Genomic DNA, 23,904 nt, shown 5'->3' with positions numbered 1-23,904 from the left:
CTTTTGATTCGGAAATAGAATTCGGCTGATGTTCTTAGTCAATTCAACTAACGACTAACTACTGACAAGAAAGGCTGCACATTCTACGTGCGATGTTTGTGGGAAGAAATCTGCGGGTTGGACGCGTACTAACTGATACATTCCTGTTTGACAGAGTAATTTGAGGTCGCGGGCGAGAGTTGCGGCTTTACAACTTACGTAGACAATTCGTGATGGTTGCACTTGCAATAAAGTTTCAATAACTGTGCGATCGCATCCTTTACGCGGCGGGTCGAGTAAAACAACATCAGGTACGATATCTAGCTGTGGCAGCAATTTTTCCACTGCACCTACTACAAAAGTGACATTATTGATGTGATTTAAATCTGCGTTGCGTTGTGCTTGCTGTACTGATGCTGGTTGTAGTTCTAAACCAATTGCTCGTCTAACTTGCTGTGCTAAAGGTAAAGTTAGCGTACCAATTCCACAATACGCATCGAGTAATATTTCGTGTCCTTGTAAATTGAGTTGCTGCGCGATTTCTGGCAATAAAGCTTCTGCGACTTCGGTGTTGACTTGAAAGAATGTCTCAGGGCGTATTTGAAATTGCAATCCAGCAAATTCTTCAATAAGATAGTTTCTACCTGCGACACACCGAGTTTCTTGCCCGAAAATTGCATTAGTGCGATCGCGGTTGCGATTGACGGCGACACCGACTAACTGGGGATAGCGATCCAACCATATTTGGGCTTGGGTTGCAACTTCTGGTAGCCAATCTTTGACGACAAGTGTGAGCAGCATTTCACCTGTGCGACGTCCAATACGTAGCGCTAAGTGACGAATTTGCCCTTGGTGGCGCTTTTCATCGTATATTTGCCACTTTTGGCGTTGAATATCTTGCTTAACTTCGCGTAGTAAGGGATTTAACCGCGAGTCTTGGATAGGACATTGATTAAGATTAATTAATTGATGGCTATTTTTTTGAAAGTAACCTGCTTGAACTTGTCCAGTTGCCGAAATTCCTAAAGGATAGGTCGCTTTATTGCGGTAGTTTAACGGTGAAGGTGCGGCGAGAACCGAATCAACAGGAGGGTTATTAAAGCCACCAATACGTTGTAAAGCCTGGATAACGAGATTGCGTTTAGCTTCTAATTGATATTTATAACTAATATGCTGCCACTGACAACCGCCACACTTATCTGCAACAATACAACTCGGACGAATGCGGTGTGGAGAGGATTCGAGTAACTTGTAAAGCTTAGCACGCGCGAATTCGGGTTTCGTATAAGTAAGGCGTACTAAGGCGCGATCGCCTGGCGCAGTATCAGGAACGAAAACAACGCGATCGCCAAATTTTCCTACGCCGTCGCCAGTATCGCTCAAGTCATGAATGACAACTTCGACTAAGTTACCTTGTCGCCACAAATTTTTTGACTGATTTTGAGCATCAATATTAGATAATTCTGTTATGGACACAGTATTCTCTCTCTTTCTTTGAGTGCCACTGACTCGTTAAACTACAAGTGATATTCTTTTGAAATTCTTTGAGATTCCCCTAATCATGAGTGTAGTTAGCCAAGTTATTCTTAAAGCCGACGACGAATTGCGTTATCCTAGCAGCGGCGAACTAAAAAACATCAAAGATTTTTTGCAAACCGGCGAACAACGGATGCGTATTGCGAGTACGCTAGCAGAAAATGAAAAGAAGATTGTTCAGCAAGCCAGTAAACAACTTTGGCAGAAACGTCCTGATTTTATCGCACCTGGTGGAAATGCTTATGGCGAACGCCAGCGGGCTTTGTGTCTGCGTGACTACGGTTGGTACTTGCGCTTGATTACTTATGGCGTGCTTTCTGGCGACAAAGAACCAATTGAAAAAATTGGTTTAATCGGTGTCCGAGAAATGTATAATTCGCTCGGCGTGCCTGTCCCAGGAATGGTGGAATCGATTCGTTGTCTTAAGGAAGCATCGTTGGGCTTATTAAGTTCAGAAGACGCTGCCGAAGCTGCGCCCTACTTTGATTATATTATTCAAGCTATGTCTTAGTGCTAATGTCAGTTCGACGAAAAAGTTGATTGGTTAAAACCGCAGCTAGAAAAACAAAATCTGTCTCTACAGATCTCTTTAGCACTAAATTTCGTTAGTTCACGCAGGTGAACTTTGTCTATCAAGCCGCGACTTTGGTCACTAGGCGACAATTCATTTCACCTAATACCCCACTATCTACGACTGCTGCTAGCATTTTTGTTAGAGCGATCGCAGTTGGTGGGGACTGTTTTTACTTACTCGATGTAGTCAAACAAGACGGTTGTCATATAGCGATCTGCCCATTCTTTGCCAAAAGCTTTTTCTAGAACCCGACGGGTTTTATCGTTTTGCTGCTGTTGGATGCAGTAGTTGCGTTGACCTGCTAAAATTTGTGCTTTTTGCGCTGCGGATACGGGTTGCGCTGCGATCGCCTGTGTTACGTGAATATCTAAGTAGTTTTGTACTTGCTGGAGAAAATGTGCTTCTTCGATTTCACCATTCGGGCGAACAAATAGACAAAATTGAGAGAAAATGTGTCCCCATTTTGGAAGTTCTCTTGGTTGTGAAAAATGAACTGCGGGAAGCGCAGCTAATGCTTGGGTATAGGTATTTGGTAAGTTACCATCCGCAACAGGAGATAGATCGGCGATCGCAGCACTAATTTGCCCTCTTCCGCCAACTAAATCGCAACCGAACATCGGTAAATTGTATTCGGCGCGAGGAAACATGACGCAATGCAAAATATCCAACGTTGTTCCTACTTTGGCGAGTTCGAGGTGCATTTTGCGAAATTGCGGCGCCTGATAGCAGCGATTTTCAATCGTGAGTTTTTCGCCTTCTAATCTTCCTTCCACATACCCAAACTCGTGCGGTAACTGGTAAGGCGAGAGTTCTAACCGCTGCCAAGTTGACTCGATGGTATCAGCTAATTGACGAATTAGGGGATGCTGTTGCGAGCGTAGCGAGTAAATGGTGGATGTCATAAAACAACACTTGCGTTTACTTGTCGTTTTAACTAGATTACCGCTAGCAGTCCTACCGCTCTCCTAAAAGTAAATTTATGAAACAACTTATGGCTGAAGCTGTACTTATGTATCATTGGTTACAGTATGTGTTTGAGAAATTTGAATAAGCGTAAATAGCACCGAGCCGACGCTGATAAAGGAACTTCTAATGCAGCTTGATGTGTAAGCAATTTCTAACGAACACTCGCAATGGTGGAGTATCAAACTTTTCTAAATCAAGTAAAGCCAGAAGAATTTACAGCAAATAGCTAGAACTACGCGAACTTCCTAGCGATTTTAGTCACAACGAAGCGTTGCTTTTGTGTCACTTATCCAGCGATGAATGAGTTGCATGGGTTGCGCACTACGGAGAAATTGTGCTTCACGCGCATCAGTGTTTATATATTGTTTATATATTTGTACTAATGCCAAAAATCCGTAACATCGTAGCCTAAGTCACTTAGCATATGGCGTAGTAGCGGCAAACTTAAACCAATGACATTGGTATGACACCCTTCTAGCTTCTCTACAAATAAACCGCCTTTGCCTTCTAAAGCAAAGCCACCAGCGCATTTAAGCGGTTCTCCTGTCGCAACGTAAGCTTCAATTTGACGATCGCTTGCTACAGCAAAATAAACTCGTGTCACTTGGCAGCGTACTAGTGTATGGCGTTGACGCAAGTCAATTAAAGCATGACCTGTATAGAGTTCGCCAACGTTACCCCGCATTTTTTGCCAGCGGGCGATCGCTTCAGAAACGTTAGCAGGTTTACCGTGAATTTCACCATTGATTAATAAAACCGAATCGCACCCCATAATTAATCCAGAATCAAATTGAGGTGCAACAGTTTCGGCTTTACTGCGTGCTAAAGTTTTGACTAACAATCGAGGATCGCGTTCTTTAACCTGCGATTCATCAAAGTTACTCGGCGCAACTGTAGGCTCAATTCCAACGCTTTGTAATAAACGACGTCGCGCTGGGGAAGCAGAAGCAAGTACAAATTGCATACCCATGGGTTAGAGGGGTGAGGAGTGAGAGATTAATAAACTGTAAATGATTTTACAATTGCATCGAAAGTTGGTTTAACTTTTGCCCAGCGTCGTTCGGGAGTAGAGGCGTTAAAAGTAAATAGCTTACCACGACTGACTGCGACACTGGCGATATTGTGGCGTTGTTGTTGGTTGGGAAGCTTGACTGTGTATTCGAGAAGGTAATACGTTTTTGCATCGGTTTCTAATTTTTCAGCGTTAACTAACTCAGCTTCTCGCCCAGATTCGGGAGGTGCGATCGCGCTTTTGCCTAGTTTGTAGCCTACTTCACTGGGGCTTCCGAGATCGCTTAAGGTTTTGCCTTGCGGAACCTCACTAATCACTACTGATACATTTTCGGTTGTTTCAATTAAATCGTGCAATACAATATCAGGACCATTTGAGACATTGACCGGAACCCAGCCATTCGGATACAAAAACTCATAGCCATCGGTGCTATCGACATAACTCTTCAAGCCGGAAACAGCTGACGAACAGCTTGTTAAACTGACGCTAAAAGCGATTAATAAAATTACCAGAATTCGTCTCAACATCTCTCCCTTTGAGGTTATGACACCCATTCTCTCTAAAATTTTCTGTGACAAAGAATTGCTCTTGCGCGGGACTAGCGAACAAATGTAGGTAGCAAAAATACTCCAGGCAATTTTCATTATCTCACCTTGGGATACTCGCGTTGAGAGATGTTGCTTGTCATGCTGAAGATAAAAAGTGCAATTGGGAATATTACTTATGCTGACAACAGCAGAATTACGCTGGTTTTATCCTGGTAAACTACCACAACACGTCTCTCAATGGTTTGAGCAAGAACAGCTTGGATATCTACCACCAGCGGAAAAACGCGAAGATATTTACTTGTATGTTCCTGAAAGTGATTTTGTAGGAATTAAACTGCGACAGGGAAGATTAGAAATTAAATGGCGCAAAGCACAATTGGGTGACTTGCAATTTGGCAAAATTACAGGCAATGCTGAGAAGTGGGCAAAGTGGTTGTGTGAAGATGCGAGTCATGAAAGCTTTCAGCCGCAAGCAGTTGTCGGTAAAAAAGCTTGGGTGAAGATAAAAAAGGTGCGTACTCAGCACAAATATCAACTTTCTCCAGAGCGGGAAGTCATCGCAATTGGGATCGATGAGGTAAGCGATCGCACTTGTAATGTAGAATTAACTGAATTAGAAGTCGATCGCGATCTTTGGTGGAGTTTGGCTTTTGAAGCTTCTACGACTGACGAATCTCTACTTGAAACTCTTAAATATGTCGCTGAATGGATTTTTAAGTCGTATCCTGGAGAACTGCATAGAAAAAATTCTTATGCTTATCCTACTTGGTTAGATCTTGTGTTGCAGTGAAGCAATCGCTGATTACTCTTAGCTAAATGCCTCTTTTAATTTTGGGTTTCTGAGAAACCTTCTAAATTCTGCACAGGGAACTTTGATAGATAGAGTATAATTTACTATTATTTCTCTACGAACGTTATATCAAGTAAATCAGCTTGAAAAACGATTTTGTTATTACGTTGTTTAATTAAGTCACTTAGCTTTAATTCCATACTGTTGCTAACCACAACGCGATCGTTTTCGTTACGCGAACCTGAAGAGATAGAAATCAGCCAATCTTTTAAATTACCATCAAATCCTTTATCAACTGCTTTTAGGTAATCGATACAGCGGCGGAAGAGTTTAGGTAAGATGAGTTGTCCGTTAGGTACTGTAATCGAAGTTTTGTCTTCTAACTCAAATTCATTTGTTGCATCTTCCGCCCAAATACCTAATTTATCTGTTCTCGCTTGTGTAGCTACTTTACGTAATAATTTTTGATGGCTCAAAGGTGTAGAAGTGTAGACGGTGTAGTAGGCGTTACCGTCTTGAATCATTTGGTAATTGATAGTTTTTTTTAGTCGCTTATCCTCGACTCGAATCCACTCAGCATCTTCTAGCTGTGCTGCATCTTCATCTAAAAAAATATAAGAAACTGGGCGACCATTAGCATCTGCAGCTTTTGATAAAATAGCTCCAGGTCTGCGGTCTGGATCGGTAGACTCTACACGGTTTCCTGTAAAGATGATATTTTTAAAACCCATCAAATCTAGGAGACGATCGCGGGCTTTATCGCCTAAGATTTGAGCGTCTCTACCATAATGCACTTCTGGTGCGTCAATACCTTCAAATCGTAGTTGTACGCTGCGATCGCGTGACAATTCAATACGATAACTGCGATGCAGTTCTTCATACAAGTTTGGATTATTAGCAATAAACCGAACAGAATCGCCGTCAGGTTCCTTACCTTTGATGACAAAGTTACCTTTAATGACACGATAAAATGGCGCTGACATGAGCAGGTATCCTACATCACAACTACTTCTTTCATCAACACGTTGTTACTATTTTCCGTACATTTGTTATGTATCTTTATAATTATGAAATTAATGATTATCGCAGTTTAACTTCAATTACTTTGAAAATTTTGAACACAAAGAGAATTCCTAACTAAATAATGACTGCATCAATAAAGAATACGTGAAAATAAATTTGTACGGGATATTTCCAAAGCGAGCTAATTCGAGTTTGCCAAGGAAAAAATGGTGGATAATATGCTTGGTTTTGAACAATAAAAGGAAACGGTAAATCAAACTTAACGCTCGCTAATTCTACTTGACTAAAAACTGTTGTAGGTAAATAAGTAGATAAAAATACCAGTATAATACTTGAAATAATGGCAATAGCTGTGACACGTCGCCTCATGAAAGTGGTTTTCCAGCTAATTGCGGCTCTGACTTAGATGTAACTTATACGCTGCTCTTAAAATTTGCCCAGCCAAAACTGCTGCACCGAAGCCATTATCGATATTCACAACACCAACTCCCGCAGCACAAGAATTGAGCATTGTCAAGAGGGGGGCTAATCCACCGAAACTTGCACCATAACCGATACTTGTGGGAACTGCAATCACTGGACAATCGGCTAAACCTGCAACAACACTAGGTAACGCGCCTTCCATTCCAGCGACGACGATTAAGACATCAGCAGACTCAACAACATGGCGATTACTCAGTAAGCGGTGAATTCCCGCGACGCCGACATCCCACAACCGATGAACGCGAAAGCCAGAAAGTTCGGCAGTTACAGCGGCTTCTTCTGCGACGGGTAAATCAGCAGTACCAGCGGAAAGAATACTGATCACGCCAGGGCATTGTGGTTCAATGGTCGTTGCGATCGCACAAATTCGTGCCATTGCGTAGTAGTGCAAATTTGGTACTTTTTCTTGGAGTTGGGCGTAAACTGCGGGTTCGATGCGCGTTGCCATCACAACTGAACCGCGATCGCGCATTGCGGTCATAATTTGAGCAATCTGATCGGGTGTTTTTCCTGGACCCCAGATAACCTCTGGAAAACCTGTTCGCAAGCGACGATGATGGTCAATTCGTGCAAAATCACCAACAGGTTCGTAGTTGAGATGTTTTAGTTTATCAAAAGCTTCTACTGGATTAACTTCACCAGCAGCAACAGATTCTAAGAGCGATCGCAAAGCTTCAGGTTGTGTCACTTTAAGAAATTAATACCAGATCCAACTATTTTTAATATAGCAAGTATACTTCTACCTTCTTAAGATTCTTATGCAACGTACTTCTTAGTTAGCGATCGTTATTTGAATATAAAAAAAGGCACTGCATTGAACCATGAAGTGCCGACAACCTGAAGCGAAACTCTTAAGTTTTGTTGTTCACTGCTTAGATACCAAATTAAATTTTTGCAGGAAATCGATATTTTCAGCTGGTAAAAGTTTTTGGAGAGCTGGAGTATTATTTAGGGTACTAATTTCTTCGTTACAAACTTGGCGGAGAATTTCTAGACAGCGATCGCGTTGAGAACCTGGAGGTAATTTCTTAACTAAAGACATTGCCATATTCAGTTTTGGTACGACGCTTGCTTTATTGCTAGCATAGTTTTCTAATTCTTGGACTTTTTGTTTCAAAGACTCAGCCCGTTCGCGTTCGTTATTATATTGTTGCATTACGACTTCTTGTTTAGCAAACCGAGAGGCGATCGCATTTAATAATTCTGTCCGTGAAAAAGGTTTAGTTAAATAGTCATCTGCACCTAATTCCATACCCCGTCGCATATCAGAACGATCTGCATTTGCTGTCAGAAAAATGAAAGGAATTGTAGCTGTGGCAACATCTTGACGTAATGCTGTGAGTACGTCATAACCATTTAATTCTGGCATTCTTACATCACAAATAATTAAATCAGGTAAATATTCTTGTGCCCATAAGGCTCCAAAAAAACCATTTTCTGCACCAACTACATGAAAATCTTCCGCTTCAAGCAGCTCAATAATATTAGCTCTAACATCTGCCTCATCTTCAATAACTAAAATCTTTTTCATTTTATTTATCCTTAATTATGTAATGGTAAAGTTACTGTAAAAGTTGTTCCGACGTTTACTTCACTATCTACAACAATTTTCCCCCCATGTAACTCGACAGATTTTTTGACAATCGCTAGCCCTAAGCCAGTTCCTGAGATGATCCCGACGTTACTCGCTCTATGAAAAGAGTTGAATAGTTGATTTTGTTCTGATTTAGGAATTCCAATTCCTTCGTCTTGAATAACAAAGATTACTTCGTCTTTTTGGAAAATTAAATCGAAATGAATAACGCCGCCTTGCGGAGAATATTTAATAGCATTTGATAACAAATTTGTCAAAATATGTCGTAACAACTTTTCATCTAAGCATGCCGAAAGCTTTTGCTCTTGAGCTTGAAAAATGATTTGATGTTTTGCCGTACTGATTTGTAATTCTTCTACTAAACTAGAACAAAATTGGATAAGCTCTAAAGGTTGAGGATTAAATTCTAATTTACCAGCTTCAGCTTTCCCAATTAATAAAACATCATTCAACAAACTCGTCATGTGATTAACAGCAGACTGAATTTTATGAATATGACTCAGCTTTTTTTCATCACTCCATTTATGACTGTAATGTTCAAGTAACTCTGCTGAAGATAAAATTGTCGCTAATGGAGTACGAAACTCATGTGATGTCATTGTCACAAAGCGCGATTTGAGTTCACTGAGTTCTCTTTCTTTTTTTAGGGCGTTGAATGTATCGCGCTCAATTCGTTTGCGTTCTGTAATATCATAAGCAATTCCTGTTGTTCCAATAATTTCATTATTTTCGTTATAAATTGGTGTTTTAATCGTTTCAAACCAAACTTCACTACCATCAGGGTTAGTTGAAAATTCTTCAAAATATTTTCTTTGACCTGTCGATAAAACTTCGCGATCGTCATTGATACATTTTTGAGCTAAATCAGGAGGAAACAAGTCATAATCAGTTTTACCAACAACGTCTTCTAATTTTTTATTGAATAGCTTTAGTAAAGGTTCATTAACTGCAATATACCTACTTTCGCTATCTTTCAGCCAAGCACTACCAGGAATATTATTTAAAATTGCTTTTAACTGACGTTCTTGCTGCTGTAGTAACTCTAAAAAAAGCTTAGTCTCTGTAACATCACGGACAATTGCCATGACTTCATTTTCGGCACTTACGACAATTCTAAATTCGTAGTAGCGTAACAGATTGTCTACATAAGCTTGCGATTCAAAAACTTGAGTTTCTCCAGTTGCAAGTGCTTTCTCAACACACGCCATTGCAGGTAAAGCAATATCTGAGGAGAGCACTTCGCATAAATGCTTTCCGACAAAATTGCTATCAGGTATTATCAGACTTTCATTTTTTGCGGCTTTGAAGTTAACAAAGTAGCCTTCTTTATTAATTCGTAGGAGAAGATCTGGTAAGGCATTAATTAGGGCACGGTTTGTCGCTACACTAGAACGTAATGCTTCTTCTGCTTGTTTATGTTGAATCAAAGAACCTAATTGAATTGCTACGGTTGAAATGATTTCAACTAATCGCTGATCCTCTTCATAAGCTTCGAACATAAAAAAGACGAGGATAGCTAAAACTTCGTTGCGATTAATAATAGGAATACCGACTCCTGCTTTAAATCCAACTTCTTTGACAAGTTGATAGCGCTGGCAAACTACCGGTGATGCATCAGAAACATCTTGAATCCATTCAGGATGCTTTGATTGCCAAACACGCCCTGGAATACCATCTCCTAGGGAAAAAGTAAATTGTTGACTTAATGTTCTAAATTGTTCTAATTCTGGACTAACACTATAACCAGCAGGACTGTATTCTAAGATGCGAGTTTTTGGGTTGGGAATCCATGCTTCACCAAAGATCCAACCTGTAAAGTCGCACACTTTACGTAAAGCAATTTCTAACGCTGACTGGAAATCTGTCGCTTCACCAATTGCTTGCGTCATTCTTTGTAAAAAAAGGACTTCTTCCTCTGCACGTCGTAAATCGATATTTTCTGCTTGCAATTGTTTATTAGCTTTTTCGAGTTCAACAATGCGTTGTTCGAGAATTTTATTATTAGAATTAATACTAGAGTGTATTGTCGTTATGGGGTGAGAATGATGGAGATCTGCCTGAGATTGTGCATCGACTAAGTTACATTGCTTTACTAGTTTGTGCTGTTGGTTTAGCGATTGATCTCTATCTACAATCATCATTTTACCCCTGCTACTGCTTTGGATGTCTCGAAAGGCAGATGAATTTATCAAAAGACTGAAACTATCCGCTCAATCGTATTCCGCAGATAGGCTAGTTGTAATCCGAGAAAACCAGTAGGTTATTTATTTGATAATCAGAGAATTTACTGAGATTCGGTGATAAGACTGGTATAGGTTAGGAAGTTAAGCTTGAGAAATTATTGTTTTAACAAGTCCTTTATTTCTACTTTTGTCTGAAGTTAATGCTTAAAAATTAAGTGATTAAAATCGTAGTAGGATTTTACTTATTGTTAATTGACGCACCCTTTGAACTTAGTTTTTAAGCTGCGACTTTAGTGGCAACTAAGATTGATTTACAAAAAAAAACAGGTTTTGATAACCTGCCTTGTATATTTGTATTCGAGACTTCAGTACTTTATTATTTGTTACCAATATTTGGCGCGCGGAAAGATAAAGTTGAAGCTTTTTGAGTCGCTATAGTTGGGACAGAATCGCGTAATCTCTCAGTAATTTGTATTGTTGTGGCATCGTAAACTTGAGTCAATATCTTGGGATACAGACCAATACCAATAATTGGTACTAACAAACAAGCAATGATAAAAACTTCACGCGGTTCGGCATCAATTAGGGCTTCGTGCGAAACTAGTTCTTTGTTTTCTGGTCCATAGAAAATTTCACGGAGCATTGACAGCAAGTAAATTGGCGTTAAGATAACGCCAACTGCCATGAGAAAGACAACGATGATTTTAAACGTGGGGCTGTAAGCATCGCTATTAGAGAAGCCAACGAAGACCATTAACTCAGCGACGAAACCACTCATTCCAGGCAAAGCTAACGAAGCCATCGCACAAGCTGTCCACATGGCAAACATCTTCCGCATTTTTTGCCCGACACCACCCATCTCATCCAACATAAGGGTATGGGTGCGATCGTAAGTTGCTCCTACTAAGAAGAACAGACTTGCACCAATCATGCCATGCGAGATCATTTGCAGCATTGCGCCATTCAAGCCCAAATCAGTGAATGAAGCAATACCGATCACAACAAACCCCATGTGCGAAATTGAAGAGTAAGCAATTTTTCGCTTAAGGTTACGCTGAGCAAAGGATGTTAACGCAGCGTAGATGATGTTGACAACACCTAAAATGACCAAAACTGGTGCGAAGTAGACGTGGGCATCGGGTAGCATTCCGGCATTCATTCGGATCAAAGCATAACCGCCCATCTTCAGGAGAATTCCTGCTAGTAACATATGCACTGGAGCAGTTGCTTCACCGTGAGCATCGGGTAGCCAGGTGTGTAATGGGAAAATGGGAAGTTTTACCGCGTAGGCAATCAAGAAAGCCGCATATACCCACAATTGAAAATTCAAGGCGTAGTCTTTAGCAGCGAGCGCCCGCATATCAAACGTCACGGTATCGCCGTAGAACGCCATTGTCAGGGCTGCAACTAAGATAAATAGCGAACCACCCGCTGTGTACAAAATGAACTTTGTCGCTGCGTACTGCCGCTTTTTACCGCCCCAAATTGCTAGCAATAGGTATACAGGAATCAGTTCGAGTTCCCATACCAGGAAGAACAGTAGCATGTCCTGGACGGCGAACACCGCGATCTGACCGCCGTACATTGCTAGCATCAAAAAGTAAAACAAGCGTGGTTTGAGCGTTACGGGCCAAGCTGCTAACATCGCGAGCGTTGTAATAAACCCAGTCAGAATGATTAATGGCATGGACAAGCCATCGGCGCCCACTGACCAATTTAAGTCTAGCTGCGGTACCCAAGAGTAACTTTCCACTAGCTGTAAATTGGGATTAGCTAAATCGTACTGAGAATAAAACGCCCAAACAATCAGTGCAAAATCAATCAACCCCACGACTAGGGAGTACCAGCGTACTGTTTTGCCGTCTTTATCAGGTAAAAACGGAATCAACAGCGACGCGATAATTGGCAACAGAATTATTGTCGTCAGCCAGGGAAAATTAGCGATATTCATAACAATCAGCGTTGAGCGATTAGCGTTTAGCAATTAGCAATTAACAATTAGCACTTTATTAAGCTAACAGTTAATGACTAACTGCCAAATGCTTATTTATGTCACACCAAAAACGATCGCCAAGCCTAACACAGCCCCAAACACGATCAGAGCATAGAATTGAGCGCGACCATTTTCCAGATATTTCAAGCCTTCACCGCTAATGAGTGTGAAGAAGCCTGTTAAGTTAACTGCACCATCAACAACGCGATAGTCAACTTCCATCACTTGTCGCGCAAGGCGGCGGCTACCTATGACAAAGAGTTGGTGGTAAATGTCATCAAAGTACCACTTATTGAGGGAAAGCTCATAAAGTGGTTTGATCGATGAGGCGATCGCTGCGGGGTCAATCTTACCGAATAAGTACATCAACGACGCTAAGGTGATACCGATCAAGGAAATACCAACTGAACTACCTGCCATGATGAAAAATTCAGTCTGGTTGAACTCGCTGACTTTTTCGATTACCTCAGCTAGCGATTCACTCGGAGGATAGATAAATTCCTCAAAGTAGTTAGCATACGGAGTACCTACCAAACCAATGAAGATTGAAGGAATGGCAAGCGCAACGAGCGGTAGCGTCATTGTCCAGGGTGACTCATGAGGGCGATCGCTATGTCCGCGATCGTGGGAGGATTCAGATAAAGCCTTGAGTTCGCGCGTGTCCATTGCCCCAGGACCAAAGTTCGGTGCTAGAGGCGAAGGACTCATCAATGTATTTGCTGCGCCAGATTTTAGCTTTTGGCGAATTTCAGTTTGATTACCACGAAATTTACCTTCAAACGTGGAAAAGTACATCCGAAACATATAGAAGGCGGTAATGCCTGCTGTTACCCAACCAACAAACCACAATAAGGGATTGGCAGCAAAGGCAGAGCCGAGAATTTCATCTTTGGACCAGAACCCTGCGAAGGGTGGAATACCGCTAATTGCCAACGTTCCGATCAAAAAGGTAATGGCGGTAATTGGCATGAATTTCCGCAGTCCTCCCATCATCCGCATATCCTGCGCTAAAGCAGGATCGTGTCCGACGACGGCTTCCATGCCGTGAATGACAGAACCCGAACCCAGAAACAACATCGCTTTAAAATAGGCGTGCGTCATGAGGTGGAATAACCCTGCACTATACGCGCCGACGCCCATTGCCATCACCATGTATCCCAACTGGGAAATAGTGGAGTAGGCTAAGCCTTTTTTGATGTCGTTTTGCGTGATGGCGATTGTTGCCCCTAAAAACGCAGTAAAGGCACCTGTAAAAGCAATAACATTCATTGCGGCGGGTATGCCTTCAAAGACAGGGTACATCCGTGCAATGAGAAAAACTCCAGCAGCAACCATAGTCGCAGCGTGGATTAATGCCGAGATCGGAGTCGGACCTTCCATAGCGTCTGGTAACCAGACATGCAGTGGAAATTGAGCTGATTTAGCAACAGGACCTAAGAAAACTAGAATGGCAAAAAGGGCAGCAAGGATGCTACTGAGCGAACCTGTTTCTACTAACGTTTGCAAGCGCTCGCCGATTGCTTCAAACTCAAAGCTGCCAGTTGCCCAGTACAGCCCAAGAATTCCTAGTAGTAAACCAAAATCTCCAACGCGGTTGGTAACAAACGCCTTTTGACAGGCATCTGCTGCTGCTGGGCGATCGTACCAGAATCCCACAAGTAGGTACGAGCACATCCCTACGAGTTCCCAGAAGATATAAATTTGGACGATGTTTGGGCTAACAACTAAACCTAACATCGACGAGCTAAATAGGCTCAGATATGCATAAAAGCGTACATACCCTGGGTCATGAGCCATATAGCCATCGGTGTACACCATTACCAAAAAAGCTACTGTGGTAACAATGACTAACATCAGAGCGGTAAGGTGGTCAATGGTGTAGCCCATTGTCAGATGAAAGTTTCCTGCGGCTGCCCATTCTAAAGTGCGGACGTAAGGCGCGTGTCCTTGGATTTGACTGACAAGCAATGCTACCGAATGAAACATTGCTGCACCTAACAAGGAGACAACAAATACCGCATTTAATTTTCGCGCGCGGTTCGTCACCTGATTGAACGAGATTAACCCAAGACCGACCAGCATTGCCCCGACTAAAGGTAACACCGGAACGAGCCAGGCATACTCATAGATTGCTTCCATCACTGACGCCTACTTTATATAATTCTTTTCTATTTTGACCAAACTGTTAACAATTGTGACACAAGGGTTTTACCATAAAATAGCCCACATGACTGAAATATCAGTGGGATTTCTCAAATCGTTGTTAGTTTTGAGCAACGCAACTAATGAGTAACTCAGCAAAGGATACGTAATATCTTTCTATCATCGCTTAAGCTGAGCGACAGTCCCACTCAGCGATTACGGATTTGCTGGCGCTAGCCATCGAACAGAGCTTTTTTTCCCGATTTTCACTAGATTGAAGTTGAATTTTTTCGAGTTCCGCACGTAGTTCTGCGTATCCGTGGAAACTCTCCCATCGGTGCTTGAGGTTTCCCTGGTCGACCAGAATCAATGTTGGCAGTGTCGTGAGCCGAAACGAATTAGCAAGTTTAAAGTTTTCATCAGCATTAACGCCGACAACTTTAACTTGATTTTTATTTTGTTCTTGGAATTGTAACAACAAAGGTTCAATGCTGCGGCACAGACCACACCAAGGTGCCCAAAAATGCACAAGAACAGGAATAGGAGATGCTAAAACTTCTTGAGTAAATGTCCGCTCACTAACCGACAACACCATGCTTCCTCTAAGTACCTGTATCGAGTTTTGCTATGAAATTAGCTACTTGACCTTAGCCGTTGAAATAATCTATTAAAAATTTGCCTTAATATAGCGCGCTGCCGCTAATTTTTAGTAGCTAGTTTGAACCATGCTACATCAATTTGGGATCAATTGGTAGACTAAGATTTTTGACTCGTGCTCGCTTGGCAAAAGAGCGGGATCGCTTGTTGTAGCGGTTTTGACAAATTTGCATAAAGTCAATGAACATGATAAATGAAAGCGTGCTTAGCAATCGCTTATAGTAAGCAATAGCTATCCTTTTGGGAGCTTATATCACCAATTGACTGTGCTACGCACTCACACAAAACTGGGTAAGACCACCACAGTAAAAGCACAAAATCAGCAATATTTGGGTAAGCAACACAGTGTAATTCTTGACGGTAAAGAACGATCGATAACGCTCAAAATTTCTTTGTAACGATTTGTAAAGGCACGGTCGCCACGCTAAATGCCAAATTTAATAAGGCAAGATGATTTCGCCGGAAGTTATGTATGTAGGTGCAGCGCCACAAATTATACCAGCTTCATCGAGATGAACGTAGGGGTTCTGAATGGTGGCAATTTCTAGTAGATTGAACGTAGCTGTATATAACTCAAAAGAAAACTGACAATACCCGAACGACTGATTTTACCCGCAGCCTCCTTGAAATTGCCCCACTTGCTAACTTCCACACTGTAAATAAAACCATGAATGATATACAGGACTAACAATGGCAAACTTACCAACGCAAAGACATCACAATAATAAACTCATACACCACCAAAGCGTTTTTTTGCCCAAAGCGGCAGTGCAGCTAGAGCACTGTAGGCGATCGCCGCGCAGAGAAGACCAAGAGCAAATTATCTCAATACAATTGTTAGAAGAAAACTAGCATGTGTTACAGCCGATAGCACAAAGTATTCAACAGGAGCGATTTAATCAGAATGAAATGAGTTGTGATAGTGTCAAGTTCTAGATTAAGTCTCCTACATAAGCAGGCTATGAACCATTTAGGTGTGACCGTTAAGCCAAAATTGGTTGCCTGAAGTCTCCTTTCATCTTCGTGGGTTTAGCCGTATGTCTGACCTTCCTTTTACTTTAGATCAGTTACGCATTCTCAAAGCGATCGCCGCCGAAGGGAGCTTCAAGCGTGCTGCTGATAGTCTATATGTCTCGCAACCAGCTGTCAGTCTTCAAGTACAAAACTTAGAGCGACAGTTGGATGTACCTTTGTTCGACAGAGGAGGACGCCGAGCACAACTAACCGAAGCAGGTTATCTTCTGCTGAGCTATGGAGAGAAAATTCTCACGCTTTGTCAGGAAACCTGTCGCGCCATTGAAGACTTGCAAAACCTCCAAGGCGGTACGCTGATCGTTGGGGCCTCGCAAACAACTGGAACGTATCTTTTACCACGAATGATCGGTTTATTCCGACAACAATATCCTGACGTTGCCGTACAATTACACGTTCACTCGACACGCCGTACAGCTTGGAGTGTCGCGAACGGGCAAGTCGATCTAGCGATTATTGGTGGTGAAGTTCCAACCGAATTGCAGGATTCGCTAGAAATTATTCCCTATGCAGAAGATGAACTAGCACTGATTCTGCCCACGTCGCATCCGTTTGCGAAGCTAGACACGATCTACAAAGACGATCTTTACAAATTACAGTTTATTGCGTTGGACTCGCAATCAACGATTCGTAAAGTTATCGATCAAGTTTTGACGCGCTGTGATATAGATACTCGTCGTCTCAAAATCGAAATGGAACTCAATTCGATCGAGGCTATCAAAAATGCCGTGCAATCCGGATTGGGTGCTGCTTTCGTTTCAGTTACAGCGATCGCCAAAGAATTACAAATGGGAGGATTACACTGTGCCAAGATTGAAGGTGTGGTTGTCAAGCGGACTTTATCGGTGATTGTTAATCCCAATCGTTACCGCTCAAAAGCCGCAGAAGCCTTCATTAACGAAATCTTACCGCAGTTTGCAAAACCAGGTTGGAACAAAGATGTGTTAAAACCGCAACGACCAATTGTACCTGAAACTTTTGATGAAGAAGAAATCACGCCCAACCCTACCGGAAGTTAATTGTGTGACGAGCATTTGGAGTGAAAACATGCCTAACCCCTAACCCTCGTTCATGGAAGTCTACTGCACTCGTTCGAGTTGTCCCCGCCCCCAAAACCAATTTGCAGATTTAGACGATAGCGCGACGCTAAAAACAATCCAACAAAAATACTGCATTACCTGCGGGATGCCGTTGATTTTGGTGGGGCGCTATTTGCCACTTCATCTGCTCGGAAAAGGGGGTTTCGGCGCAGCTTTTTTGGCACGCGATCGCTACACTCCTGGAATGCGCCGCTGTGTTGTCAAGCAATTTCAACCTGCTAGCTATTTAACGCCGACTCAACTCCAAATTGCGCAGCAATTGTTTGAACGGGAAGCCACAGTTTTAGAAGAACTTGGCAGTCAAAACGACCAAATCCCTGACTTGTATGCTTTTTTTGAAGTAACCGTACCGAGTTTGCAGCCTGGTGGACAAGATAAGTTTTTCTACTTGGTACAAGAATACATTGACGGCAAAAACTTAGAAGAGGAATTAGCAGAAAAAGGTAAATTTTCGCCCAATGAAGTGTTAGAAGTGTTGCAGGCAATTCTCCCTGTACTGCAGTTTGTTCACGAACACGGCTCAATTCATCGCGATATCAAACCTTCTAATATTATGCGCCATCGCAACGGGCGACTTTATTTGCTTGATTTTGGTGCAGTCAAACAAGTCACAACTGCAGCTACGCAAACAAAAGGTTCAACAGGAATATATTCGCAAGGATACGCGCCACCCGAACAAATGTCTGGTGGAGACATTTATCCATCAACGGATTTATACGCTTTAGCTGTTACTGCAGTTGTTTTACTTACGGGTAAAAAAACGATTGAACTATTTGATGTTTACAATAATCGCTGGAACTGGAGAGCGCACGCAGATATTGCTCCAGCGATCGCAGATATTCTCGATCGAATGCTGTCAATCGCACCTAATCAACGCTTTCATTCTGCTCAAGAAGTATTAACCGCAATTACCACCGCGACAGAGGCATCACCACCGGTAACACCACCGCCAACTACAGCTACCGTACCCTACTCCCATCAACCACCAGCTTTTTCGCTGTGGGAAGTCTTAGCAGGCGCTGGACTCAGTGGCTTTGCCGGAGGATTAATTGCGATCGCACTTTATAGCTTAGTACAATCGCCAGTTGTCACACTAGGGGTAGCCGGAGTCATTTTGGGGATGCTTATTTTTGCCCAAACTCGGCGTTGGCTTGATACTAAAGATGTATTAATTTTTATCGGTATTATATTAGCGCTCGTTTTGTTCGTACCAGCTTTGCAGAGTGAATTAACGATACCAACTATTTTGTTCTTTGCTTTAATCACAGGCGCAGCTGCGATCGCCCTAACAGCTTTATTTAGGCTGATATACAAACTACTTGCTGCAATCTTTTAACTCAATCGTGGCAAGACAAATTTTAGAGCAATGTTGATAGAGTTACATTGCCTGTTTCATCTCCCTCAAAAAAAACGCTGTCTAAGACTTGTTTGAGGTGTTGATATTGCTTGGGCAATGAAGTACCAATTTTCAGAAAAATTTACGATCGCACCTGCTGCTTTTGTGCTAGCGCCCAAACCTGTACAGGATAGTTCGGTTCATTGTGTAACGGTCTATACCATCCAAATAGTACCCAATCCTTAAAGTTTGCCTTAACACACTCGCGATTTCCCCATGAACTGGTTCTGATTGATTCGAGTGGAAAGCCGCACTCAGCCAATAGATATTTCAGACCTGTTTCAGTCCATCTAGAGCAGTCAACAGGGCAGTTGTGAATACGGACTAAAAATGGTGTAGAGATGAGAAAATATCCGCCTGGCTCTAACATATCATATACATTTTTGCCTGCTCTATAAGGCCATAGCAAATGTTCAAAGACTTGTTCAGCAATGATAATATTAAAAGTTTGTGGAAGCCGCTCTTTACAAATATCAAATTCTGGGTAATTTACTTGAGTATAAGATTGAAAACCTAATTGCCGGTATCGATTACCAGAAATTTCTAGAGCATTTAGTTTAGACAGTTCAAGTTCTTTCAAAAGCTTAAAACACTCTCGGTTAGTTATTATTCTTACCCACAAATTATAATCGTATCGAATCATTTTTAAAAATCTCATTACATAACTTTTATAAGGTTGTTGTAAAGATTTTAAAGAATTCTTCCCAATGTCTTGAAAGAAAATCACAAATTCACTCCTTAAAGTATAGATGTTTGGATATCTAAAGAAATTAGATGGAAGAGTTGAATGATAACCTGCTTTGCAACTTACTAATAAATGTAAGTATTACTTTAAGCGACCTCTAGATATTTTTATCCTCTTATGGAAGCTCCAATATGGCGATACAGAAAAGTTCATGAGTATTCAGTCAATCAGCATATTCTACGCTTTAATTACAAAACCACAATTTGTTAATGCTTGCAGCTGTGTAAATTGAAGGGAGGTATTTCAGAATTGTTGATGTGTTAATCTCAGTTTGGAAAGATAGTATCAGCAACTTTATTGGGAGTAGCCATAGCGGCATCATGTAGGTAAGCCTTAAAAGATGTTTGAGAAGTTGGAATCATTACGCTTGTTGCTTGAGCAGCAAGTGAATCATCTCTAAACAGGGATACTATAGTTGTATATAACTTTAGAGAGTTTGGGTACACTTGCGATAGTGATGGTAGCAAGCTAAAGCTTGATGAGTTCTGCGCCAGAAATATCAATCCAGGCAAAACTCCAAAGACAAGGGTGCAACTTTTGCAGATCTTGATATTCTTTGGCTGTCAACCATTCTATTTCTGCTTTGAGTTTTACTTGACGTGGTTTGGAATAATTGAAAGTCGCGTTGTCGTACGCTGATGTGCCTTACAAATAAATTGTTCGCTGAATTAGTTGACTATTACTTGCGGCTTGAAGGTGTGCTGTTTCTTTTTATGACTGTAAAATCTGTGTTTTTTCGGTCGTTCAATCAGACTTTCTGTCACATCCACTACTACTGCAATCTGGTACTTGTGGCTTTTTCCCTACCTTTTGCAAGAAGTCTAATTTCTTTCTTTTAGTACCCATGAGCTATTCTATTTTGCCAGTCCTTACTAGATAAGGGTTCTATCTTAACTTAGTGCCATTTTTGGTTAAACGTTATGTCACAAAAGAATGAAACTGCAGTTCTTGTATTAACCTTCTTGATTACGGTGGGAATCGTCGGTAGTGGTTTGTGGTGGTTTGCTAATCGTGGTATTAACCTGGGAATATTTGCGGACTCGCAATCGGAAGACACCGGTTCTGATATCAATGCACCACCGCCACGTTCAACCGAATCTACTAGTAATTTCGCGACCGTTCAAAATGTACCTAATGGATTATTCAACTATGGCGGTAGTACGACTTGGGCACCGATTCGCTTAGCAGTTGACTCAGCAATTCAAGCGGCGCGACCAGAGTTTCGCTTGCGCTACGTTGACCCTACTGGCGAAACACCAGGTTCAGCAAGCGGAATTCGGATGCTGATTGAAGGGAAAATTGCTTTTGCCCAGTCTTCTAGACCGCTATTAGATCGAGAAATTGCCCGCGCGCAACAACGCGGCTTTGGTTTAAATCAAATACCCGTTGCCATTGATGGATTGGCGATCGCGGTTAATCCGAATTTAGATATTCCTGGATTGACTATTGAACAAGTCCGCGCCATCTACACTGGCAAAATTGCCAACTGGAATCAACTCGGCGGTCCAAATTTAGCAATACTACCACTTTCGCGGCGAATGAGTGATGGTGGTACAGTTGAGTTTTTTGTGCAAGATATCCTTGCAAATCAATCATTTGGATCTAATGTAGAACTTGTTACCGACACGACTCAAGCGCTGCGTAGATTAGCGGTAACTCCTGGTGGTATTTACTATGCCTCAGCACCAGAAGTTGTCCCGCAATGTACTGTTAGAGCCCTACCTATAGGACGCGGATCAGGTGACTTTGTTCCGCCTTATCAAGAACCTCTCGTTCCTGTATCTCAATGCCCAAAATTACGCAATCGCCTCAATCTTGAAGCTTTTCAATCGGGTGATTATCCAATTACACGTAACTTGTTTGTCGTCGTCAAACAAAACGGTCAAATCGACGAACAAGCTGGAAATGCTTATGCTAATTTTCTCCTGACAGAACAAGGGCAAGAACTGATCGAGCAAACGGGTTTTGTCAGAATTCGATGACGTCATGCCTGTTGAGTACATTTATTTGCGCACAGAGATAATTTTACCGTTTAGCAATATTCACTGACTCAGCTGGCAAACAAATTAAATTATCGCCTTGAGTAATCAACAAATTACGTTGACGTAACTTACCCATTAACCGCGTAACAGTGACTCGTGTCGAACCAATCGCGCTCCCGATTTGGGCATGCGTGAGTGGAAATGGTAAGCAATATCCCCGCAGCACTTCCGGATCTTCTGGACTAAAAGACGGCTCGCCATACTCCTCAACTAAGAGTGTCAGAAATCCTAATAGACGATCGATGGTTCGTCTTTGCCCTAAGGCACTCAGCCACAATAATTTTCGTTGATGCTGATAACGAAAGGCATCGAGAACTTCGCGCCGGAAATGCGGCCAATTGTCTAGGTCGTGCCAGTACATCCACACTACCGAAGTTTGGTCAACATGAGCATAGGCTTGGAGTGTAAATGGCGATTGAGCAACGATTTCAAAGGGCTGTCCAGCACCAACAAAGCCTAAAAAAGCTTCCTCTGGAGTGCGGTTAACTCGGCGAGAAGTTAGCTGGCTAGCGGTGGCGCTGACTTGGGCAGTACCGACAAGTCTAATTGCACCGCGCTGTACTAGATACAGTAGCCCTGGTCGTGCAGGAATTCGCTCATCTTTGTTAAATGAACGAACTCGGTAGTGTTCTTGCGCCCAATCGAGAATTCGTTGCCAAGTTAGAAATGGTCTTGGTGTTTCTGAAAATGTTGGGGACTGCATAGATGGAGAATGCATAAGTCGAAGCATTTGGCTTTTAGCCGAAAACGTTACAACAAGATGCAGCCGTTACGGGTATGCTAATGCGATAAAGAGCACTTAACAGACCAGTGTAATTATCGGCTACTAGTTAGCTTAACTCTACATTTGTTTTATAGATCTTGCAAAGCAATCCTAGTATTAGATGTTACTTATTATTTACTAAATTTTGCAGTTTTTGATTTGAGCGATCGTGTATTTCAATTTTAAAGCAACATAAAGATTGCTAAAAGCGAAACATTCGCACGACAAGCAATGTCACTACAAAGAGTACAATATCTTGCCTGGAATATCTATCCTCAACAATTCTTCTGTCAGTGATCTTCGTCACAAAAACTATGTAACAAAAATCACAAAAATCTTTCAGTAAAATTTTGGTAGAGATTGTAACTAACTCAGTACGAAGTCACAACTGCGTTAACGATAGATTTGTACTAGCAATCAGCAGTGATACATTTAGACTAAATGTCATAGATGCTTGTCTTTAAAGAATTTTAGAGAGAACTTATTTGTCATCTGCTGACTACCTCACAACCAAACAAGTGTTATTGCCGCACCTGCAAGTAGCACTTAATTTATACCTATTAAGTTACAAGTTAACTCTACAACCGCAACTGAATGTTTCTTGGTGTCAAAAAAAAGACGGTGAATTCACTTATGTATGGGCGATCGCCTTACAGTTGAGTACTGCACAAAAAATACCGGCGATTCAAATCGCTACAAAAATAATTGGCATGATTAACACGCAGGCGATTGCGGATGATATACGGCAAAAATTAGCAACAGAAAATCTTGCTTGCTCAACCTTAATCGCTATCCGCGCAACACCATCAGGTTTAATTTATTTGGAATTAACAGATTGCGCGATCGCTGCTTGGCTACAGTACTCGATTGCGAACCCTCCAAAAATAGAAAAATATTGCTTGCAAAAAAACAAGACTTTGCTTCCCTTTATCCTTCAATACACTCATGCCCGCTGTTACTCAGTGTTACAGCTAGCTGCGCGTGAAGGGATTATTCCACCTGTGCTTACATCAATTTCTTTTCTAGATTCTCAACAGCAACTTCTTTGTCGTCATGCAGCTGAGCAAGCTTTAATTAAGCAATTATTAGTAACATCTGACAACTTATACGCTCCCAATGCTCATTTAAAACCGCACTGGCAAAAAATAGCTGTTGCTTTATGTCAATCTTGGCAAACCTTTTATGCCTACTGTCAGATTTGGGGCGAAGTCAAACGCAATAATCTAGATTTGGCACGAGTACGATTGGGTTTAACGCTATTGACTCAACGTCTTTTAGCTGTTTTGCTAAACGATAAGTTGGGAATTTATGCACCAACCGAACTATAGGAAAGAAGTGGTTAGGGA

Annotated in this window: 22 protein-coding genes and 1 pseudogene; 8 read left to right on the top strand and 15 right to left on the bottom strand. The window is 41.8% G+C overall.

Annotation, left to right across the window (positions count from 1 at the left end; translation table 11 throughout):
- Positions 1-54: 54 nt before the first annotated feature.
- A complete protein-coding gene (rlmD, locus tag B1A85_RS07455; RefSeq protein ID WP_104546212.1) occupies positions 55-1,455 on the bottom strand; it encodes a 23S rRNA (uracil(1939)-C(5))-methyltransferase RlmD in 1,401 nt (466 codons plus the stop codon).
- 85 nt (positions 1,456-1,540) lie between these two features.
- Between rlmD and B1A85_RS07450 the strand changes: the two genes are divergently transcribed.
- Entirely contained in the window at positions 1,541-2,026 is a 486-nt protein-coding gene (locus tag B1A85_RS07450) for an allophycocyanin subunit alpha-B (RefSeq protein WP_104546211.1), read from the top strand.
- Between the two features lie 114 nt (positions 2,027-2,140).
- Entirely contained in the window at positions 2,141-2,275 is a 135-nt protein-coding gene (locus tag B1A85_RS25525) for a hypothetical protein (RefSeq protein WP_256387431.1), read from the top strand.
- Here the strand turns inward: B1A85_RS25525 and B1A85_RS07445 are convergent.
- The 3 genes from B1A85_RS07445 to psbP form a co-directional block, all read right to left on the bottom strand.
- Entirely contained in the window at positions 2,263-2,991 is a 729-nt protein-coding gene (locus tag B1A85_RS07445; RefSeq protein WP_104546210.1) for a phycocyanobilin:ferredoxin oxidoreductase, read from the bottom strand. The genes B1A85_RS25525 and B1A85_RS07445 overlap by 13 nt on opposite strands.
- A 443-nt stretch (positions 2,992-3,434) precedes the next feature.
- A complete protein-coding gene (locus B1A85_RS07440) occupies positions 3,435-4,025 on the bottom strand; it encodes a nucleoside triphosphate pyrophosphatase (RefSeq protein WP_104546209.1) in 591 nt (196 codons plus the stop codon).
- Positions 4,026-4,051: 26 nt separating this feature from the next.
- Entirely contained in the window at positions 4,052-4,594 is a 543-nt protein-coding gene (gene psbP, locus B1A85_RS07435; protein ID WP_104546334.1) for a photosystem II reaction center PsbP, read from the bottom strand.
- Between the two features lie 196 nt (positions 4,595-4,790).
- Here psbP and B1A85_RS07430 point away from each other — a divergent pair, with 196 nt between their 5' ends.
- Positions 4,791-5,405 (top strand): hypothetical protein, encoded by a 615-nt coding sequence (locus tag B1A85_RS07430; protein ID WP_104546208.1) that lies wholly within the window; start codon positions 4,791-4,793, stop codon positions 5,403-5,405.
- Between the two features lie 107 nt (positions 5,406-5,512).
- On the opposite strand, the gene B1A85_RS07425 is transcribed toward B1A85_RS07430, so the two are convergent.
- The 8 genes from B1A85_RS07425 to B1A85_RS07390 all read right to left on the bottom strand — a co-directional run bounded on the left by B1A85_RS07425 (position 5,513) and on the right by B1A85_RS07390 (position 15,418).
- The gene (locus B1A85_RS07425; RefSeq protein ID WP_104546207.1) at positions 5,513-6,388 is read right to left on the bottom strand and encodes a thermonuclease family protein; all 876 of its coding nucleotides are present in this window, start codon (positions 6,386-6,388) and stop codon (positions 5,513-5,515) included.
- A gap of 154 nt (positions 6,389-6,542) precedes the next feature.
- Positions 6,543-6,797, bottom strand: a complete 255-nt coding sequence (locus B1A85_RS07420; RefSeq protein WP_104546206.1) for a hypothetical protein — start codon at positions 6,795-6,797, stop codon at positions 6,543-6,545.
- 16 nt (positions 6,798-6,813) lie between these two features.
- The gene (larB, locus tag B1A85_RS07415; protein WP_104546205.1) at positions 6,814-7,599 is read right to left on the bottom strand and encodes a nickel pincer cofactor biosynthesis protein LarB; all 786 of its coding nucleotides are present in this window, start codon (positions 7,597-7,599) and stop codon (positions 6,814-6,816) included.
- 177 nt (positions 7,600-7,776) lie between these two features.
- A complete protein-coding gene (locus B1A85_RS07410) occupies positions 7,777-8,442 on the bottom strand; it encodes a response regulator transcription factor (RefSeq protein WP_104546204.1) in 666 nt (221 codons plus the stop codon).
- 11 nt (positions 8,443-8,453) lie between these two features.
- A complete protein-coding gene (locus B1A85_RS07405) occupies positions 8,454-10,646 on the bottom strand; it encodes an ATP-binding protein (protein ID WP_104546203.1) in 2,193 nt (730 codons plus the stop codon).
- A gap of 418 nt (positions 10,647-11,064) precedes the next feature.
- On the bottom strand, positions 11,065-12,633 hold the full coding sequence (ndhD1, locus tag B1A85_RS07400) for a photosynthetic/respiratory NAD(P)H-quinone oxidoreductase subunit D1 (protein ID WP_210404290.1): 1,569 nt from the start codon (positions 12,631-12,633) through the stop codon (positions 11,065-11,067).
- A 102-nt stretch (positions 12,634-12,735) separates the two neighbouring features.
- Complete coding sequence (locus tag B1A85_RS07395; protein ID WP_104546201.1) at positions 12,736-14,820, bottom strand: NAD(P)H-quinone oxidoreductase subunit 5; 2,085 nt, start codon at positions 14,818-14,820, stop codon at positions 12,736-12,738.
- Positions 14,821-15,010: 190 nt separating this feature from the next.
- Positions 15,011-15,418: a co-chaperone YbbN gene (locus B1A85_RS07390; protein WP_104546200.1), complete on the bottom strand. Its 408-nt coding sequence runs from the start codon at positions 15,416-15,418 to the stop codon at positions 15,011-15,013.
- A 752-nt stretch (positions 15,419-16,170) separates the two neighbouring features.
- Here B1A85_RS07390 and B1A85_RS23880 point away from each other — a divergent pair.
- The 3 genes from B1A85_RS23880 (at position 16,171) to B1A85_RS07380 (ending at position 18,948) form a co-directional block, all read left to right on the top strand.
- Positions 16,171-16,332: a hypothetical protein gene (locus tag B1A85_RS23880; RefSeq protein WP_168192360.1), complete on the top strand. Its 162-nt coding sequence runs from the start codon at positions 16,171-16,173 to the stop codon at positions 16,330-16,332.
- 185 nt (positions 16,333-16,517) lie between these two features.
- A complete protein-coding gene (locus B1A85_RS07385; RefSeq protein WP_104546199.1) occupies positions 16,518-17,531 on the top strand; it encodes a LysR family transcriptional regulator in 1,014 nt (337 codons plus the stop codon).
- 52 nt (positions 17,532-17,583) lie between these two features.
- Positions 17,584-18,948, top strand: a complete 1,365-nt coding sequence (locus B1A85_RS07380; RefSeq protein ID WP_104546198.1) for a protein kinase — start codon at positions 17,584-17,586, stop codon at positions 18,946-18,948.
- A 142-nt stretch (positions 18,949-19,090) separates the two neighbouring features.
- Here the strand turns inward: B1A85_RS07380 and B1A85_RS07375 are convergent, their stop codons facing one another.
- Positions 19,091-19,735 carry a class I SAM-dependent methyltransferase gene (locus B1A85_RS07375; RefSeq protein WP_210404221.1) on the bottom strand — a complete coding sequence of 215 codons (645 nt, stop codon included), beginning with the start codon at positions 19,733-19,735 and terminating at the stop codon, positions 19,091-19,093.
- A gap of 695 nt (positions 19,736-20,430) precedes the next feature.
- Positions 20,431-20,529: pseudogene (locus B1A85_RS07370) on the bottom strand (IS5/IS1182 family transposase); the annotation flags it as partial.
- A gap of 144 nt (positions 20,530-20,673) precedes the next feature.
- On the opposite strand from B1A85_RS07370, the gene B1A85_RS07365 reads away from it, so the two are divergent.
- On the top strand, positions 20,674-21,735 hold the full coding sequence (locus tag B1A85_RS07365; RefSeq protein WP_104546197.1) for a PstS family phosphate ABC transporter substrate-binding protein: 1,062 nt from the start codon (positions 20,674-20,676) through the stop codon (positions 21,733-21,735).
- Between the two features lie 43 nt (positions 21,736-21,778).
- Here the strand turns inward: B1A85_RS07365 and B1A85_RS07360 are convergent, their stop codons facing one another.
- Positions 21,779-22,498, bottom strand: a complete 720-nt coding sequence (locus B1A85_RS07360; protein ID WP_015187219.1) for a Crp/Fnr family transcriptional regulator — start codon at positions 22,496-22,498, stop codon at positions 21,779-21,781.
- Positions 22,499-23,043: 545 nt separating this feature from the next.
- Here B1A85_RS07360 and B1A85_RS07355 point away from each other — a divergent pair.
- Entirely contained in the window at positions 23,044-23,886 is an 843-nt protein-coding gene (locus tag B1A85_RS07355; protein WP_146087145.1) for a DALR anticodon-binding domain-containing protein, read from the top strand.
- Positions 23,887-23,904 lie beyond the last annotated feature (18 nt).

This window comes from Chroococcidiopsis sp. TS-821 (assembly GCF_002939305.1).
In the GTDB taxonomy this organism is placed as follows: Bacteria; Cyanobacteriota; Cyanobacteriia; order Cyanobacteriales; family Chroococcidiopsidaceae; genus Chroogloeocystis.
This window is presented reverse-complemented; position numbering and strand designations above follow the sequence as displayed.